16 protein-coding genes are annotated in these 15,039 nt (G+C 58.1%); 12 read left to right on the forward strand and 4 right to left on the reverse strand.

What is annotated here, in order from left to right; all coding sequences use genetic code 11:
* The first annotated feature begins 147 nt into the window (after positions 1–147).
* Genes ACODR9_RS15970 through ACODR9_RS15980 form a run of 3 tightly spaced genes read left to right on the forward strand, consistent with a single transcriptional unit; the run spans position 148 to position 3,891 of the window.
* The gene (locus ACODR9_RS15970; protein WP_488810396.1) at positions 148–1,311 is read left to right on the forward strand and encodes a DegT/DnrJ/EryC1/StrS family aminotransferase; all 1,164 of its coding nucleotides are present in this window, start codon (positions 148–150) and stop codon (positions 1,309–1,311) included.
* Positions 1,308–1,985 (forward strand): sugar transferase, encoded by a 678-nt coding sequence (locus ACODR9_RS15975; protein WP_488810397.1) that lies wholly within the window; start codon positions 1,308–1,310, stop codon positions 1,983–1,985. Before ACODR9_RS15970 ends, ACODR9_RS15975 begins: the two co-directional genes overlap by 4 nt.
* 22 nt (positions 1,986–2,007) lie before the next feature.
* Entirely contained in the window at positions 2,008–3,891 is a 1,884-nt protein-coding gene (locus ACODR9_RS15980; RefSeq protein WP_488810398.1) for a polysaccharide biosynthesis protein, read from the forward strand.
* 12 nt (positions 3,892–3,903) lie between these two features.
* Here ACODR9_RS15980 and ACODR9_RS15985 read toward each other — a convergent pair whose 3' ends face one another.
* Positions 3,904–5,052 carry a GGDEF domain-containing protein gene (locus ACODR9_RS15985; RefSeq protein WP_488810399.1) on the reverse strand — a complete coding sequence of 383 codons (1,149 nt, stop codon included), beginning with the start codon at positions 5,050–5,052 and terminating at the stop codon, positions 3,904–3,906.
* Between the two features lie 154 nt (positions 5,053–5,206).
* Here ACODR9_RS15985 and ACODR9_RS15990 point away from each other — a divergent pair, with 154 nt between their 5' ends.
* The 6 genes from ACODR9_RS15990 to ACODR9_RS16015 all read left to right on the forward strand — a co-directional run bounded on the left by ACODR9_RS15990 (position 5,207) and on the right by ACODR9_RS16015 (position 10,195).
* Positions 5,207–6,118, forward strand: coding sequence for a LysR family transcriptional regulator (locus tag ACODR9_RS15990; protein WP_488810400.1), 912 nt, complete (start codon positions 5,207–5,209; stop codon positions 6,116–6,118).
* A 116-nt stretch (positions 6,119–6,234) separates the two neighbouring features.
* Positions 6,235–7,005 (forward strand): histidine phosphatase family protein, encoded by a 771-nt coding sequence (locus ACODR9_RS15995; RefSeq protein WP_488810401.1) that lies wholly within the window; start codon positions 6,235–6,237, stop codon positions 7,003–7,005.
* Positions 7,006–7,250: 245 nt separating this feature from the next.
* On the forward strand, positions 7,251–8,651 hold the full coding sequence (gene aspA / locus ACODR9_RS16000) for an aspartate ammonia-lyase (protein ID WP_488810402.1): 1,401 nt from the start codon (positions 7,251–7,253) through the stop codon (positions 8,649–8,651).
* A 140-nt stretch (positions 8,652–8,791) separates the two neighbouring features.
* Positions 8,792–9,148: a hypothetical protein gene (locus ACODR9_RS16005; protein WP_488810403.1), complete on the forward strand. Its 357-nt coding sequence runs from the start codon at positions 8,792–8,794 to the stop codon at positions 9,146–9,148.
* 75 nt (positions 9,149–9,223) lie between these two features.
* On the forward strand, positions 9,224–9,463 hold the full coding sequence (locus ACODR9_RS16010) for a DUF2164 domain-containing protein (RefSeq protein ID WP_488810404.1): 240 nt from the start codon (positions 9,224–9,226) through the stop codon (positions 9,461–9,463).
* An 18-nt stretch (positions 9,464–9,481) separates the two neighbouring features.
* Positions 9,482–10,195, forward strand: coding sequence for a YdcF family protein (locus ACODR9_RS16015; protein WP_488810405.1), 714 nt, complete (start codon positions 9,482–9,484; stop codon positions 10,193–10,195).
* A gap of 88 nt (positions 10,196–10,283) precedes the next feature.
* On the opposite strand, the gene ACODR9_RS16020 is transcribed toward ACODR9_RS16015, so the two are convergent.
* Together ACODR9_RS16020 and ubiD are read right to left on the reverse strand one after the other, a co-directional pair.
* The gene (locus ACODR9_RS16020; protein WP_488810406.1) at positions 10,284–10,643 is read right to left on the reverse strand and encodes a 50S ribosome-binding protein YggL; all 360 of its coding nucleotides are present in this window, start codon (positions 10,641–10,643) and stop codon (positions 10,284–10,286) included.
* Between the two features lie 82 nt (positions 10,644–10,725).
* The gene (gene ubiD, locus ACODR9_RS16025) at positions 10,726–12,201 is read right to left on the reverse strand and encodes a 4-hydroxy-3-polyprenylbenzoate decarboxylase (RefSeq protein ID WP_488810407.1); all 1,476 of its coding nucleotides are present in this window, start codon (positions 12,199–12,201) and stop codon (positions 10,726–10,728) included.
* A 148-nt stretch (positions 12,202–12,349) separates the two neighbouring features.
* Between ubiD and ACODR9_RS16030 the strand changes: the two genes are divergently transcribed.
* Together ACODR9_RS16030 and ACODR9_RS16035 are read left to right on the forward strand one after the other, a co-directional pair.
* Positions 12,350–12,994, forward strand: coding sequence for an OmpW/AlkL family protein (locus ACODR9_RS16030; protein ID WP_488810408.1), 645 nt, complete (start codon positions 12,350–12,352; stop codon positions 12,992–12,994).
* A 101-nt stretch (positions 12,995–13,095) separates the two neighbouring features.
* Positions 13,096–14,151, forward strand: coding sequence for a PLP-dependent cysteine synthase family protein (locus ACODR9_RS16035; protein WP_488810409.1), 1,056 nt, complete (start codon positions 13,096–13,098; stop codon positions 14,149–14,151).
* A gap of 26 nt (positions 14,152–14,177) precedes the next feature.
* On the opposite strand, the gene ACODR9_RS16040 is transcribed toward ACODR9_RS16035, so the two are convergent.
* The gene (locus tag ACODR9_RS16040) at positions 14,178–14,810 is read right to left on the reverse strand and encodes a pyrimidine 5'-nucleotidase (RefSeq protein ID WP_488810410.1); all 633 of its coding nucleotides are present in this window, start codon (positions 14,808–14,810) and stop codon (positions 14,178–14,180) included.
* A gap of 25 nt (positions 14,811–14,835) precedes the next feature.
* Here ACODR9_RS16040 and ACODR9_RS16045 point away from each other — a divergent pair.
* Positions 14,836–15,039, forward strand: a 204-nt coding sequence (locus ACODR9_RS16045; protein WP_488810411.1) for a hypothetical protein, incomplete at its 3' end; no start/stop codon positions are given.

Genomic DNA, 15,039 nt, shown 5'->3' on the forward strand with positions numbered 1-15,039 from the left:
GTACTGTCTGCGGCGGCGCGCCTTGCCCCAGGCCGCTACGCTATTTTGTTAGCCGCGCTAAGCGCCGCTGACAAGACCGAATACGCGACTGGTAGCCCGACGTGGGCTGCCAGCCATGAATAACGACGCATATTGAAGATGACGAAAATGAGCGAACAGAAATTCCTGCCCTTTGCGCTGCCGGATATCGGCGAAGACGAAATCAATGAAGTGGTGGATGCGCTGCGTTCCGGCTGGGTGACCACCGGCCCCAAGACCAAGCAGTTTGAGGCCGACTTTGCCGCCTTCATCGGTGAAGGCGTGGAGGCGATTGCCGTCAACTCCGCCACCGCCGGTCTGCACCTGGCACTGGAAGCCATCGGCATCCAGCCGGGTGACGAGGTGATTGTCCCCAGCTACACCTTTACCGCCACCGCCGAAGTGGTGCGTTACCTGGGTGCAGACCCGGTCGTGGTGGATGTGGACCCGGCTACTTTCAATATCAGCCCGGCTGCCATCCGCGCGGCCATCACCCCGAAAACCCGTGCCATCATGCCGGTGCACTTTGCCGGCCTCGCTTGCGAGATGGACGAAATCCTGGCCATCGCCCGCGAACATGGCCTGAAAGTGGTGGAAGATGCTGCCCATGCGCTGCCGACTACGTATAAAGGCAAGCTGGTGGGTACGCTGGATTCGGACGTCACCGTGTTCAGCTTCTACGCCAACAAAACCATGACTACAGGCGAAGGCGGCATGGTGGTGTCCAAAAACAAGGACATCATTGCCCGCTGCAAGATCATGCGTCTGCACGGTATCAGCCGCGATGCCTTCGACCGCTATGTGTCCAAGACCCCAGCCTGGTTCTACGAAGTGGTGGCCCCCGGCTTCAAATACAATATGCCGGACACCGCCGCCGCCATGGGTATTCATCAGCTGAAGAAAATTGCCGGTTTCCAGCACAAGCGCGAGCTGATGGCTGCCCGTTTCGACCGCGAACTGGCCGACCTGCCGCTGATTCTGCCGGCGCGTCCCGCGCATGCCGGCAGCCAGCATGCCTGGCATCTGTATCCGGTGCGTATCAAGCCGGAAGCGGGCATCAGCCGTGATGATTTCATCGTGCGCATGGCCGAAAAGGGCATTGGCTGCTCGGTTCACTTTATTCCGCTGCATCGCCAGCCGGTATGGCGGGATGGCTATCAACTGGACCGTGCCGCCTTCCCGGTGGCCGATGCCGCTTTTGAAGCCGAAGTCACCCTGCCGCTATACACCCGCATGACCGAGGCCGATCAGACCCGCGTGATTGCCGCCGTGCGTGAGATTCTGGGCGCATGAGCCAGCAGCGTGATTCCGGGCTGGGCCAGTCCCCGACCTTGCTACCGCCTTGCTGCCGTCCGCCAGGTGCCGGTTCGCCTTTGCTCAAGCGGCTGTTCGACCTGATTGCGTCCAGCATCGGCTTGCTGCTGCTGGCCTTGCCGCTGCTGCTGGTGGCCTTGTGGATCAAGCTGGATTCCCCCGGCCCGGTGTTTTTCCGCCAGGTGCGGGTAGGGCGGGGCGGCATGCTGTTTCGCATCCACAAATTCCGCACCATGCAGGTGAATACCGAGGTGCAGGGCCAGCTTACCGTGGGCGCGGACAGCCGCGTCACCGGTGCCGGGCACTTTTTGCGCAAGAGCAAGCTGGATGAACTGCCGCAATTGCTGGACGTGCTGTTTGGCGACATGAGCCTGGTAGGCCCGCGCCCGGAAGTGCCCAAGTATGTGGCGCATTACCCGGATGAGGTGCGTGACATCGTGTTGTCGGTACGCCCCGGCATTACCGACTGGGCTTCTATCCGCATGATTGATGAAAACGAGATTCTGGGCCGTGCGGCGGACCCGGAGCGCGCTTACATCGAACAGGTGCTACCGGAAAAACTGGGCTATTACGTGCGCTATGCGCAAACGCACAGCCTGCTAGAAGATATCCGCATCATCTTCGCCACCTTGCTGAAAATCGTGCTGCGCTGATGGCCGTGAAAGTCGATTCGACATGCTAGACAAACTGCTGACCTTTTCCCGCCACAACAAAATGGCCCTGCTGGCGCTGATGGATGCGCTGCTGCTGCCATTGGCCCTGTGGTGCGCCGTGGTACTGCGCCTGGGCGGCTATTGGGACCCCAAGCTCAACCCTTATCTGTGGATCTTTGTGGTTCCACCGCTGTGGGTGATTCCCATCTTCGTCAAGCTGGGGCTGTACCGTGCGGTGTTGAAGTATCTGGACGACAAGATCGTCTACACCGTGTTCACCGGGGTGAGCCTGGCGGTGCTGGTGTTGACGGCGGTGATCGTGATGGCGCGCATCGCGCCGTTTCCGCGTTCGTCCATCATCATTTTCTGGATGTTTGCCATGGCCTATATCGGCGGCAGCCGCTTTGTGCTGCGCGGCCTGGTTCGGCGGATCGATTCGGTGGATGCCCCGCGTGAACACGTCATCATCTATGGTGCCGGTCAGGCCGGGGTACAGCTGATGCTGGCCTTGCAAGCGGGCAAGGAATACCGGCCGATGGCCTTTGTCGATGACAACCCGGAAAGCTGGCGGCGTACCTATCGCGGCCTGAGCGTGCATGCGCCAGACGATCTGCCTGTGCTGATCGAGGAAACCGCTGCCAGCTGCATCTTGCTGGCCATGCCTTCGGTCAGCCGTGGCCGTCAGCGGGAAATTCTGGAGTCGCTGGAACACCTGCGCATTCCCATCAAGCGCCTGCCCGGCATGGCTGACCTGGTATCGGGTGAAGCGCGGGTGGAAGAACTCAAGGAAGTGGAAATCGAAGACCTGCTGGGCCGCGACCCGGTACCGCCACGCCCTGAGCTATTGGCCCGCAATATTCAGGGCCGGGTGGTGATGATTACCGGCGCTGGTGGTTCCATTGGTTCCGAACTGGTACGGCAGATCGCGCGCAACAATCCGGCGCGCATCGTGCTGTTCGAGCTGACCGAGTTTGCCTTGTACGCCATCGACCAGGAGCTGGCGCAACTGGCCCCGGACATTCCGCGTACCCCGGTATTGGGTTCGGTCACCGACCACGCCCGGCTGTGCCAGATCATGCGCACCTTCAAGGTGGAAACGGTGTATCACGCGGCAGCGTACAAGCATGTGCCGATGGTGGAACACAATCCGGTGGCTGGCATTCTGAATAATGCTTTTGGCACCGACACCACCGCGCGGGCGGCAGAAGACTGCGGCGTGGATACCTTTGTACTGATTTCCACTGACAAGGCAGTACGCCCCACCAATGTGATGGGCGCCACCAAGCGGCTGGCAGAACTCACCTTGCAGGGCCGTCACGCCAGCGGCAGCAAAACCCGCTTTGTCATGGTGCGTTTTGGCAATGTGCTGGGCAGCTCTGGTTCGGTGGTGCCTTTGTTCAAGAAGCAGATCAAGGCTGGTGGGCCGGTAACCGTAACCCATCCGGACATCACGCGTTACTTCATGACCATTCCGGAAGCAGCCCAGCTGGTGATTCAGGCCGGGGCGATGGGTGAGGGCGGTGACGTGTTTGTGCTGGACATGGGCGAGCCGGTGAAAATTGCCGATCTGGCACGACGCATGGTGCATTTGTCCGGGCTGGAAGTGCGCGACGACAAGCATCCGGGCGGCGATATTGAAATCCGCTTCTCCGGCTTGCGTCCGGGTGAAAAACTGTACGAAGAGCTGCTGATTGGCGACAACGTACTGCCCACCGACCACCCGCGCATTCTGCGGGCGCAGGAATATCATTTACCAGCGGAGGAACTGCAACACTTCCTGCAACAGCTGGATACAGCCTGCCGTGCGCTGGATGGTGCACAGGCATTTGCGCTGATGCAGCAAGTGGTACATGAATTCCGTGCTGCACCTGCCACTCAGGATTGGGTAGTACTGCAGCAGGGCTAGGCAACATGGTTGTCAGCAGCTGATTACCTGGTTCCGTCCTTGCTGTTTGGCACGATACATGCGCGCATCCGCCAGTTCTACCAGCTGGCGGCGCGTACTGCATTTGTCAGCCAGGCGCTCTGCCAGGCCGATACTGGCGGTAAGTGGCGTTCCGTCAGGACGCTGGCCCAGGCCGTTGTTACGCAGGCGCTCCAGCGCAATCTCACCTTGCAGCCGGTCGGTATTGGGCATCAGTAGCAAAAATTCTTCACCTCCCCAGCGCACCAGCACGTCCCCCCGCCGCATGTTCAGCTGAATCTGCTGCACCAGCAGCTTGAGGGTCTTGTCGCCAGCGGCATGACCAAAGGAATCGTTGATGCTCTTGAAGTGATCCAGGTCGATGAAGGCAATGGCCAGTGGTAGCTGGTTGCGTTCGGCATTCACCAGCTGCAGCTCCAGCATTTCGATACCGCTGCGGCGTGAGAAGGCTGCGGTGAGCGGGTCGCGAATGGTCTGCCCGACTAGGGCAATGATAAAGGCCAGCTGGCTGATACTCGCCAGCGATGAAACTGCCGCCAGCAGCGACAGCAACCAGAATTCACCACCAAAAGATGGCCAGCTGGCAACCGACCAGTCCAACATCCAGGCCAGTGCATAAGCCAGCAGCACCGGCATGGTAAATGCCAGGCTCTCCAGCATGGAAAGCGGGAAGATAGCAATGGCAGCCAGCAGCACAAAAGGCAGGAAGGCGTAGCCGGTTCCCACGGCGGCCGATACGCCCTCCAGGTGGTACTGTGTCATCAGCATGTGTGAGCCGATGTAGAACAGCGTCGGGATGGAAAACAGCATGGCCATGCCCTGATAGGCCGGTTTCAGCCGCCCATCTTGCGGGTACCACACCACCAGCGCGGCAAAGGCGATGGTGGAAAGCAGACGCAGGGTAGCCAGCCTTTCCCATAATCCCGCTGGTAAGGCAAGCACGTCTACCACAATCCACAGTGGGGTAAGCACCGCAAACAGCAGGGCAAACAGCCGGACGCGATTGACCAGCATCAGCGCACGGCGCTGCTGCAGCAAGGGCATGTGCTGATGAGGGCTGATCAGCCAACTGGTTTCATCGCTGGCAATTTCGCCGGGCAACAGGCCGAGGACCCGCCGCCAGATAGTGTGTGTGATTCTCATTGTCAGACAAGTTCTTCGTTTGCAGCATTGTAGGGGCAATGCGCGATACAGCATTGTAAAATATCAAATCCTGCAACAATTGATGGCGAATGCTCTGAATAGTTGGATGAATTTAAAGAATAATTAACAGCAATAGACTTGGGAGTTAATCAGAATGGAAACCCGCTGGCTGGAGGACTTTCTGGTTCTGGCTGATACCGGTAGTTTTACCCGTTCCGCCGAGGTTCGTCACCTTACTCAGCCGGCATTTTCGCGGCGTATCAAATCACTGGAAAGCTGGCTTGGTGCCGATCTGATAGATCGCACTACCTATCCGACCAAGCTGACTGCTGCCGGCGAATTGCTGCGTGAGCAGGCGGTGCAGATGCTGGCACAGATCAACAGCACCCGGGCCCAGTTGCGCGGCTTGCAGCCCTTGCCGGCAGGTACCCTCAGCCTTGCCGTGCCACATACGCTGTCGTTTTCCTTTTTCCCCAAATGGCTCACGCAGATGGAGCAGGGCTTTGGCCCGCTGTCCTGCCGCCTGCAAGCCAGCAATGTGCACGACGCCTTGCTGGCCTTTGTTGAGGGTGGCTGCGATCTGCTGATGTGCTACCACCACCCGAAGCAGCCGGTGGAACTCACCGATCCACGTTACAGTGGCCTGCGGCTGGGGGTGGAAACCCTGCGGCCTTATGTGCGCAGCAATTCCGACCACGCGCCACGTTACGCCCTGCCCGGCACTGCCGCGCAGCCGCTGCCGTTTCTGGGCTACGCCAGCAATGCCTACTTCCGCCTGATGACCGACCTGATTCTCGAAGCCGCACCGGCCCCCACCTTCCTGTCGCTGCGTTACGAAACGGACATGGCAGAGGGGCTGAAAAACATGGTGCTGGAAGGACATGGTGTGGCATTTCTGCCAACCAGCTCGGTGCAGAACGAGTTACGCACCGGGCAACTGGTATTGGCAGCAGCGCAAGGCTGGAGTGTGGACATGGAAGTACGGCTGTATCGCGATAACAAGCGCAGCCGACCGGAGCTGGATGCATTCTGGGATTACCTGGCGGCCAGCGTACAACCGGTGTAGGCCTCCCGCATGATCCGGACCAAACGCGGCAGCTTTTAGGCGATTGCCTGCTGTTACTTGCCTACCGATTTTCTAGCATGAGCGCTCGCGAAGATTACAAGGACAGAGGGGGCGTAATGAGGTACGGCAAAATCATGCAATGGCTGGCGTGCTGCCTGGCCATGCTGGCAGGCAATATTGTTGTCGCAGCCGGCAGCCCGGTGGTGGATGTCTATTTATTGCGTCATGGCAAAACCATGTTCAATACCACCAACCAGGTGCAAGGCTGGTCTGATACCCCGCTGACGGCGGCGGGTATCAAGGGGGCTGAGGCGGCAGGCAGGGGCTTGGCCAACATTCACTTCATTGCGGCCTACAGCAGTGATTTGGGACGGGCACGCGCCACCGCCAGGATCGTACTGGCCCAGGGCCAGCAGAGCACGCTGCCGGTACAGGAAGACGAGCGCTTGCGGGAATGGAATTACGGCAGCTTTGAAGGCAGGCCAGACGCGGAGATGTGGACACCTTTATTCCGTCAGCAGGGAATGGTCTTTGATCCGCAGTGGGGAAACTGGGCAGAGTTCACCCGCAAGATGAGCGACAGCGCTATTGCCCAGGCCATTCATGATGCCGATCCGCGTGGCTGGGCGGAAACCTATCCGCAAATCGTCTCGCGCCTGCGCGCTGGCATGCAGGAGGCCGTGAGCAAGGCCGCAGCGGCAGGGGGCGGTAATGTGCTGGTAGTCAGTCATGGTGGGGCCATTCTCACCATTCTGGATGCGCTGGTGCATGGCCAGGCCAAGGGGGCGGATATCCCCAACTGCAGCATTACCGTGCTGCGCTATCAGAATGGACAGTACCAGCTTCTCAAGGTGGGTGATCTGAGCTATCAGGACGCGGCATCATAGCGCCGGTGGCCTGCTTGCTGATATCCAGGTAGCCGCCCGTCCGCACGCTGCCCGGTCTTCCACTTCAGTGCCGGTCGGGCGGTGTGCCTTCAGCCATTCGTCTTGCTGCGGTAGCGGTTTTTAATGGTTATGCAAAATTTGCATGATGTGATTGCGAATCGGAATTAGCCAAGTCACCTCCTGCCGGCCTACAGTCTGCCCCCATCACTCCGCATGGGCGGGGACCACCGACAAAGGCTTGCTGCATGTCCACCCGTATCGAACACGACTTGCTTGGCGATCGCGCCGTCCCGGCTGCTGCATACTGGGGTGTTCACACCCTGCGTGCCGTGGAAAACTTCCCCATCACCGGCCAGACCATCGCCAGCTATGGCGACCTGATCATCGCCCTGGCACAGATCAAGAAAGCGGCTGCCCAGGCAAACCGTGATCTGGGTCTCCTGGATGACGTGCGTGCCCAGGCCATTGTCGATGCATGCGAAGAACTGGTGGATGGCAAGCTGCACGATCAGTTCGTGGTGGATGTGATCCAGGGTGGTGCTGGTACCTCCACCAATATGAATGCCAACGAAGTCATCGCCAACCGGGCATTGGAAATCCTGGGCTATGGCAAGGGCGAGTACGACAAGCTGCACCCCAACGAACACGTCAACATGAGCCAGAGCACCAATGACGTGTATCCCACGGCCTTGCGCCTGGCTACTTACTGGGGCGTGCTGCGCCTGCAGCGCACCATGTTTGTGTTGCGCGAAGCTTTTGCCGCCAAGGCCGAAGAATTCAAAAACGTACTGAAGATGGGCCGGACCCAACTGCAGGACGCCGTACCGATGACATTGGGTCAGGAGTTTCAGACCTACGCCGTGATGCTGGGTGAAGACGAGCAGCGCCTGAGCGAAGCGCGCGCCCTGATGCTGGAAATCAATCTGGGTGCCACTGCCATCGGTACCGGCATTACCGCTCACCCGGACTATGCACGGCTGGTGTGCCTGCATCTGTCCGAGCTGACCGGCCTGAAGCTGATGACCGCCCCCAATCTGATCGAAGCCACCCAGGACTGCGGCGCTTTCGTGCAGCTCTCCGGCGTGCTCAAGCGCGTGGCCGTCAAGTTGTCCAAGACATGTAACGATTTGCGCCTGCTGTCCTCCGGCCCGCGTGCCGGTATTGGCGACATCAATCTGCCGGCGCGTCAGGCTGGCTCATCCATCATGCCGGGTAAGGTTAATCCGGTGATTCCGGAAGTGGTCAACCAGGTGGCTTTCGAGGTGATCGGCAACGACATGACCATCACCATGGCAGCCGAAGGCGGCCAGTTGCAGCTCAATGCCTTCGAGCCGGTGATTGCCTACAGCATGTTCCGCAGCGTGCGCCATTTGTCCAATGCCTGCACCACGCTGACCGAGCATTGCGTCAAAGGCATCACAGCCAATGAAGCCAAGCTGCGGGCTGATGTACTGAATTCCATTGGTCTGGTCACCGCGCTTAATCCCATTATTGGCTACGCTGCCGCCACTGCCGTGGCCGCAGAAGCCCATGCCACTGGCGGTAGTGTCTACGACATCGTACTGGAGCGTGGCCTGATGCAACGCGCCCAACTTGACGAAGCCCTGCTGCCCGAAGCATTGACTCAGCCGCGCTGGCTGTCATAACCGTGTTCTGCTGTCGGTACTTGTCCGGTACCGACTTTCCTGTGTTGGCCGGGTAGCTTACCCGGCCATTTTTTTATTGCTTGTGCCCGGCTGGGACTGGATGTATAAGTTTATTGTGCAATGCACAATGGAGCTTGATCATGATACAGGTACTGATCTGGTGGCTGGAAAACAGCCCGCGCTGGCTAGGCTGCCTTGCCGAGCATGGCCGTAGCCAGCAAGAAGTACTGCGTTCGTCGGTCTTTCATTCCGGCCATGTGTGGTGTAGTCCGGCGGCCTTGCCCGACAAGCTGAACCGGCTGGTCCGCCGAGCGGGGGCCGATACCATCACGCTGCTGCACGGCAATGGCCAGACCCAGCTGGCACTGTACCGTCAGTTGCCAGCACCAGCGCACGACCCCTGCCAGCTTTACCAGACCGGACAGCGTTTGCAACAGCGCACCGGCCAGCATTTATTACAAGGCCTGGTGGATATCGGGCGCGCGCTGTTGCGCTAGCAGCGGACAATCATCTTTGCAGCATGCCTTGCCGCAAGGCACAATGCCGGGCTTCATTCGGATGAAAGCCCAGCCATGCCCACCCAGTCCATGCTCAGTCAGCAGCAATTGCAACAATTGGCACCCGCCCTGCAGCAGTACCTGTCCAATGAATTGCAAGTGGATGTCGGGGCATTTGACGCCCAGTTTCTGCTCGACTTTGTCGCGGCGCAGATTGGCCGGCAGATTTATAACCAGGCGCTGGAAGATGCGCAGCAGGCACTGAGCCAACGGATGGAGTCGTTGCAGGCGGCAATCTGGGAGCTGGAAAAGTAATCAGGCTGCTGTTTTCTTATGCGATCGACTACCCGCCATGCCGACGGGCTGAACCGGCAGTGGCTGCCATCTGTCCGTCAACAGGGTTACAATCGGGTTTCCCTTCTTTCTGCTGCCATTGGCCATTGCTTCATGCTTTATCTGCGTCTGATGCTCAAAGGTTTCCTGCTGGCCGTGCTGATGGTGTTGCTCGGCTTTGGCTATATGGCCTGGAGCATTGCCCGTTATGCCGATGAGCCCGCCACGCAGCCCGCAGATGCTGCACTGGTACTGGGTGCTGCTGCCTGGGGTAGCAAGCCTTCACCAGTACTGCGCGAGCGCATCAATCATGCGGTGACACTCTACAAGCAGGGGCGGGTGCGCTGGATCGTGTTCACTGGTGGCACCCCGGAGCCGGGCTATCCCACCGAGGCCGATGTCGGTCGCGAATTTGCCTTGCGCCAGGGCGTGCCAATGACTGCGATGCTGGCGGAAAACGAATCGCGCACTACTTGGCAGAATCTGGAAAATGCCGGCAAGTTGGCTGGACCCTTCGGAATACATTCCTTCTTGCTGGTCAGCGACCCGCTGCATATGCGCCGGGCGGTGTTGATGGCGCATGACCTGGGCATGGCTGCCGCACCTGCGCCGACCGAATCCAGCCGTTATGTCAGTTGGAGCAACAAGATCAAATTTCTTGCCAGAGAAACCTGGCTGTATGTCGGCTACCGGGTGTTTCGCAAGCTGTCCTGAGTCAGCAGTAAACCCGAGTCAGCAGTAAATAAGTCCAGCAATAAAAAAACCGGCCTCTCAGCCGGTTTTTTATTGGGTGACCGCGTTATTACACCGAGTGCCACAAATCAATCAGGTCACCGGCTTCAACATCGGAAACTTCACTGCGTGCTTGCAGCCAGGCTACCAGCTTGGCACGGATCTCTTCCGTAATGGCCACTTCACCCACCGGGAAAACCACGCCTTCCAGGCGGCTCTTGCCATCAAAATGACCGCCAAAGCTGATAGCCGCGTCATCGATGCAGTTCAGCCAGTCATCCAGCAAGCTGTCGGTATTGACGTCGGCAGCAATGGTGGCAATCAGATGGAAACCAAGCTCGCGGTATTCACCCACGCGCATTTTTTTACGCTGGCGATGATTCAGGCGCTTCAGGCGCTGGGCGGAATTAGGATTGTGCAGATCAGACATAAATGCTCCAGAGACGAATTGACGCCGCGATGATAACAGGCATTGCCAGCCGACAGGAAAATAGCCGGCCTGGCAAGGCTACTTACAGTTCCAGCTGCTCCCACAGCGCATCCACCCTGGCCTTGACGGCATCATCCATCACGATGGGAACACCCCATTCGCGGTTGGTTTCGCCTGGCATCTTATTGGTGGCATCCAGCCCCATCTTGCCGCCCAAACCGGAAACCGGGCTGGCAAAGTCCAGGTAGTCAATTGGGGTGTGCTCAATCAGTGTGGTATCGCGCACCGGATCCATGCGGGTGGTAATGGCCCACATCACTTCCTTCCAGTCGCGGCAGTCCACGTCATCGTCCACCACGATGATGAACTTGGTGTACATGAACTGGCGCAGGAAGCTCCAGCAGCCCATCATTACCCGCTTGGCGTGACCGGGGTATTGCTTCTTGATGCTGATCACCGCCATGCGATAGCTGCAACCTTCCGGTGGCAGGTAAAAATCGACGATTTCCGGAAACTGCTTTTGCAGAATGGGCACGAATACCTCGTTCAGTGCCACGCCTAGTACGGCAGGCTCATCCGGCGGCTTGCCGGTATAGGTACTGTGATAAATCGGATTCTCACGCATGGTGATGCGGTCGATGGTGAAAACCGGAAAATGGTCCTGCTCGTTGTAATAGCCGGTATGGTCGCCATACGGGCCTTCCAGTGCCATGTCATTGGGGTGGATGTGACCTTCCAGCACGATTTCTGCCCGCGCCGGTACTTGCAGGTCCGAGCCGATGCACTTCACCAGCTCGGTTCTGCTGCCGCGCAGCAGGCCGGCAAACTGGTACTCCGACAGCGTGTCAGGTACCGGGGTGACGGCACCGAGGATGGTGGCCGGGTCGCAGCCCAGCACCACTGCCACCGGATAGGGCGTGTCAGGATTTTGCTGGCGGAACTCGCGGTAATCCAGCGCACCACCACGGTGGGCCAGCCAGCGCATGATGACACGGTTTTTTCCAATGACCTGCTGACGGTAAATGCCCAGATTCTGGCGTTTCTTGTTGGGGCCACGGGTCACGGTCAAGCCCCAGGTAATCAGTGGGGCAACATCTCCGGGCCAGCAGTGCTGGATCGGTAACCGCGACAAATCAACCTCATCGCCTTCCCACACAATCTGCTGGCAGGGGGCTTTGCTGACCACCTTGGGTGCCATCGACAGCACCTGCTTGAGCAAGGGCAGCTTGTCCCAGGCCTCACGCAAGCCCTTGGGTGGTTCCGGCTCTTTCAGATAGGCAAGTGTCTTGCCGATTTCCCGCAGCTGCATGACATCGCTGGCGCCCATCCCCATGGCCACCCGCTTGGGTGTGCCAAACAGATTGGCCAGTACTGGCATGCTGTACGACCGTGTATCTTGCCGGGGGTTTGTGAACAGCAGGGCCGGGCCAGCCGCCTTCAGTACCCGGTCGCCGATTTCAGTCATCTCCAAATATGGAGATACCGGTACATCGATTCTTTTCAATTCACCTTGCTGTTCCAATTGAGCAACAAAGTCCCGCAGGTCGGCATATTTCATGACTGTTTCATGATCTTAAGCAAAGTTTTGACCGGGAGGTTTGGTTAACCTCCGCTTGAACGTCGCAAGCTACTGCCGGCCTATTAGAAAGTCAATTACGGTGGTAGCCCAAGACCGTGAACTTGCCTACACTCTTGGAGAATACAAAATGAAAAAGCTTGCTCTGGCTGCGGCCATCGGTCTGATTTCCGCTAGCGCCTTCGCCGCTCAAGGCGACATCATCGCGCGTTTCCGCGTGATCAACGTGAACCCGTCCTCTTCCTGGAGCAACGCTGCTCTGGGTAACTCCCTGGGCCTGAAGAGTGTCGACGCAAAAGACGACACCGTTCCGGAACTGGACTTCACCTACATGATCACCAACAACATCGGTGCTGAGCTGATCCTGGGTACTAGCCGTCACGAAGTGACTGCCAACGCCGGTACTGGTGACAAGAGCCTGGGCAAGGTATCCACCCTGCCGCCGACTCTGACCGTGCAATACCACTTCTCCCCGGATAGCAGCGTATTCCGTCCGTACGTAGGTGCCGGTATCAACTACACCCGCTTCTACAATACCGGTCTGAATGCTGCCAACCTGGGCGTGAATGCTGATCTGAAAGTGAAGAAGAACAGCTACGGCCCGGCCCTGCAAATCGGTGCTGACTTCCCGATCAGCAAGAGCTTCTTCGTCAACGTTGACGTGAAAAAGATCTGGATGAAGACCGACGTAAGCCTGGCTTCCAACGGTACTCAAGTCGGCACCCTGAAGATCGATCCGCTGGTGATTGGTCTGGGTATCGGTACCAAGTTCTAAGCAATTTGTCCTGCCGCAAAAAAGCGCCTCCACCTGGGGCGCTTTTTTATTTCCATGCAATAGAATAATGTATTCTAAATTTATGCATCCAGGAGATAAAAATGGGCAATTGGGCTAGCACCGCCATCCGCAAGATTGAGGCGGATTTCAACCGCTCCAGCGATACGCACCTGATACCGCTGCAGATTCCGGCGCTGCCGCAGATCCAGCTGTATTTCAAGGATGAATCCACGCACCCTACCGGCAGTCTCAAGCATCGTCTGGCACGTTCACTCTTTCTATATGGCTTGTGTAATGGCTGGATTCGCTACAACACCACCATCATCGAGGCTTCCAGTGGCAGCACCGCCGTTTCGGAAGCCTACTTTTCCCGTTTGCTGGGTCTGCCCTTCATCGCGGTGATGCCACGCGGTACCTCGGCAGAGAAAATCCGCTCCATCGAGTTTTATGGCGGACGTTGTCATCTGGTGGATGATCCGGCCACCATCTATGAAGAATCCCGCCGTCTGGCGCAGGAGCTGAACGGTCACTACATGGACCAGTTCACCTATGCCGAACGCGCCACAGACTGGCGCGGTAACAATAATATCGCCGACACCATCTTCAAGCAGATGGAGCTGGAGCCCAACCCGGTACCAGAGTGGATTGTCTGCGGCGCGGGGACCGGTGGCACATCGGCCACCTTTGGCCGCTATGTGCGCTACCAGAAGCTCTCGACGCAAATCTGCGTGGTCGATCCGGAAAATTCGGTATTTTACGATAGCTATTACAGTGGAAATACCGATTGCCGTTGTGAGGGTGGTTCTGGCGTGGAAGGTATTGGTCGGCCACGTGTGGAACCATCGTTCATCCCCACCGTTATCGACAAAGTCATCCGCGTGCCCAATGTGGCCAGCTACGCCGCTATCCACTTCCTGGAAGAGGTGATGGGACGCAAGTGCGGCGGCTCCACCGGCACCAATCTGTTCGGTGTTTGCGAACTGGTCAGCGATATGGTCCGTAACGGACGGCATGGTTCAGTGGTTACGCTGATCTGCGATGATGGTAACCGCTATCTCAATAGTTACTACAACCCGCAGTGGCTGGAGGATAACGGTCACCAGATCGCATCATGGGTGGAGCGCTATCGTCGTTTCTTCTTCGAAGGTCGCTGGTAAGTCGATAAGGCTGACTGCGGTAACGCCTACCAGCGCTGCCGCAGTAACTGGCTGAGTTTGTTGACCCGCACATCGACAAAAGCCGGTTTGCGGCACTGGCGGCTGATCCATACGGTACGCATACCCAGTGATTTGGCTGCAGACAGATTAGGCAGTGAATCCTCCACCATGATGCAGTGCGACGGATCAAGCCGCTCCGCCTGCAGCATGCAGCGAAAGCCACGTCGGTCCGGTTTCGGACGGAAGTGCATTTTCTCCATGCCATAGCAGGCGGCAAACTGCTGGCGAATATCCATTTTTTGCAGCAGCCCTTCTATATAGTGTTGCGGGCCGTTGGACAGCACAATCTTGCGGCCAGGCAAAGCGCGCAGGGTGGCGGCCAATGACGGCTCCCAAACCAACCAGCGATACAGCTCATCCAGCACGTGGGTCTCCTGTAGGAAATGTCCGGCATCCACATCGTGGTGACGCATCAGTCCCTGCAGGGTGGCGCCATAACGATGCCAGTAGTGCAGTCTTAACTGCCGGGCCTCCTCCGCTGACATATCCAGATGCCGCTCCATATACAGGTTCATCATGCGACTGATATGGGCAAAGATGCCCAGGCTGGCCTGATGCAGCGTATCGTCGAGATCGAAAATCCAGGTGGGAGCGGACATATGGTGGCCAGGGGAGCGTTAGGAGGTGGCTATTATCCTGAGCAACAAGCAATGCTTCCACTTTTTGCACCATTCTCGTGCAGGGGTGGAATTTCTCGATTTATTTAAAATCAAAGGCTTGTATCTATTTTTGGAAAATAGTGCAGTTTTTCTCGCACAAAGTGTTGACGAGGGGGGGTGGGGCGGTATAGTTCGCCTCCTCAGCAGACAACGCAGCGACGGAAACGAA

The sequence above is a fragment of the Aquitalea sp. FG25 genome, from assembly GCF_057809375.1.

Bases quoted from the DNA above. Each gene is read 5' to 3' on its own strand.
- ACODR9_RS15970 (WP_488810396.1), top strand. From the start codon at position 148: ATGAGCGAACAGAAATTCCTGCCCTTTGCGCTGCCGGATATCGGCGAA.
- ACODR9_RS15975 (WP_488810397.1), top strand. From the start codon at position 1,308: ATGAGCCAGCAGCGTGATTCCGGGCTGGGCCAGTCCCCGACCTTGCTA.
- ACODR9_RS15980 (WP_488810398.1), top strand. From the start codon at position 2,008: ATGCTAGACAAACTGCTGACCTTTTCCCGCCACAACAAAATGGCCCTG.
- ACODR9_RS15985 (WP_488810399.1), bottom strand. From the start codon at position 5,052: ATGAGAATCACACACACTATCTGGCGGCGGGTCCTCGGCCTGTTGCCC.
- ACODR9_RS15990 (WP_488810400.1), top strand. From the start codon at position 5,207: ATGGAAACCCGCTGGCTGGAGGACTTTCTGGTTCTGGCTGATACCGGT.
- ACODR9_RS15995 (WP_488810401.1), top strand. From the start codon at position 6,235: ATGAGGTACGGCAAAATCATGCAATGGCTGGCGTGCTGCCTGGCCATG.
- aspA (WP_488810402.1), top strand. From the start codon at position 7,251: ATGTCCACCCGTATCGAACACGACTTGCTTGGCGATCGCGCCGTCCCG.
- ACODR9_RS16005 (WP_488810403.1), top strand. From the start codon at position 8,792: ATGATACAGGTACTGATCTGGTGGCTGGAAAACAGCCCGCGCTGGCTA.
- ACODR9_RS16010 (WP_488810404.1), top strand. From the start codon at position 9,224: ATGCCCACCCAGTCCATGCTCAGTCAGCAGCAATTGCAACAATTGGCA.
- ACODR9_RS16015 (WP_488810405.1), top strand. From the start codon at position 9,482: ATGCGATCGACTACCCGCCATGCCGACGGGCTGAACCGGCAGTGGCTG.
- ACODR9_RS16020 (WP_488810406.1), bottom strand. From the start codon at position 10,643: ATGTCTGATCTGCACAATCCTAATTCCGCCCAGCGCCTGAAGCGCCTG.
- ubiD (WP_488810407.1), bottom strand. From the start codon at position 12,201: ATGAAATATGCCGACCTGCGGGACTTTGTTGCTCAATTGGAACAGCAA.
- ACODR9_RS16030 (WP_488810408.1), top strand. From the start codon at position 12,350: ATGAAAAAGCTTGCTCTGGCTGCGGCCATCGGTCTGATTTCCGCTAGC.
- ACODR9_RS16035 (WP_488810409.1), top strand. From the start codon at position 13,096: ATGGGCAATTGGGCTAGCACCGCCATCCGCAAGATTGAGGCGGATTTC.
- ACODR9_RS16040 (WP_488810410.1), bottom strand. From the start codon at position 14,810: ATGTCCGCTCCCACCTGGATTTTCGATCTCGACGATACGCTGCATCAG.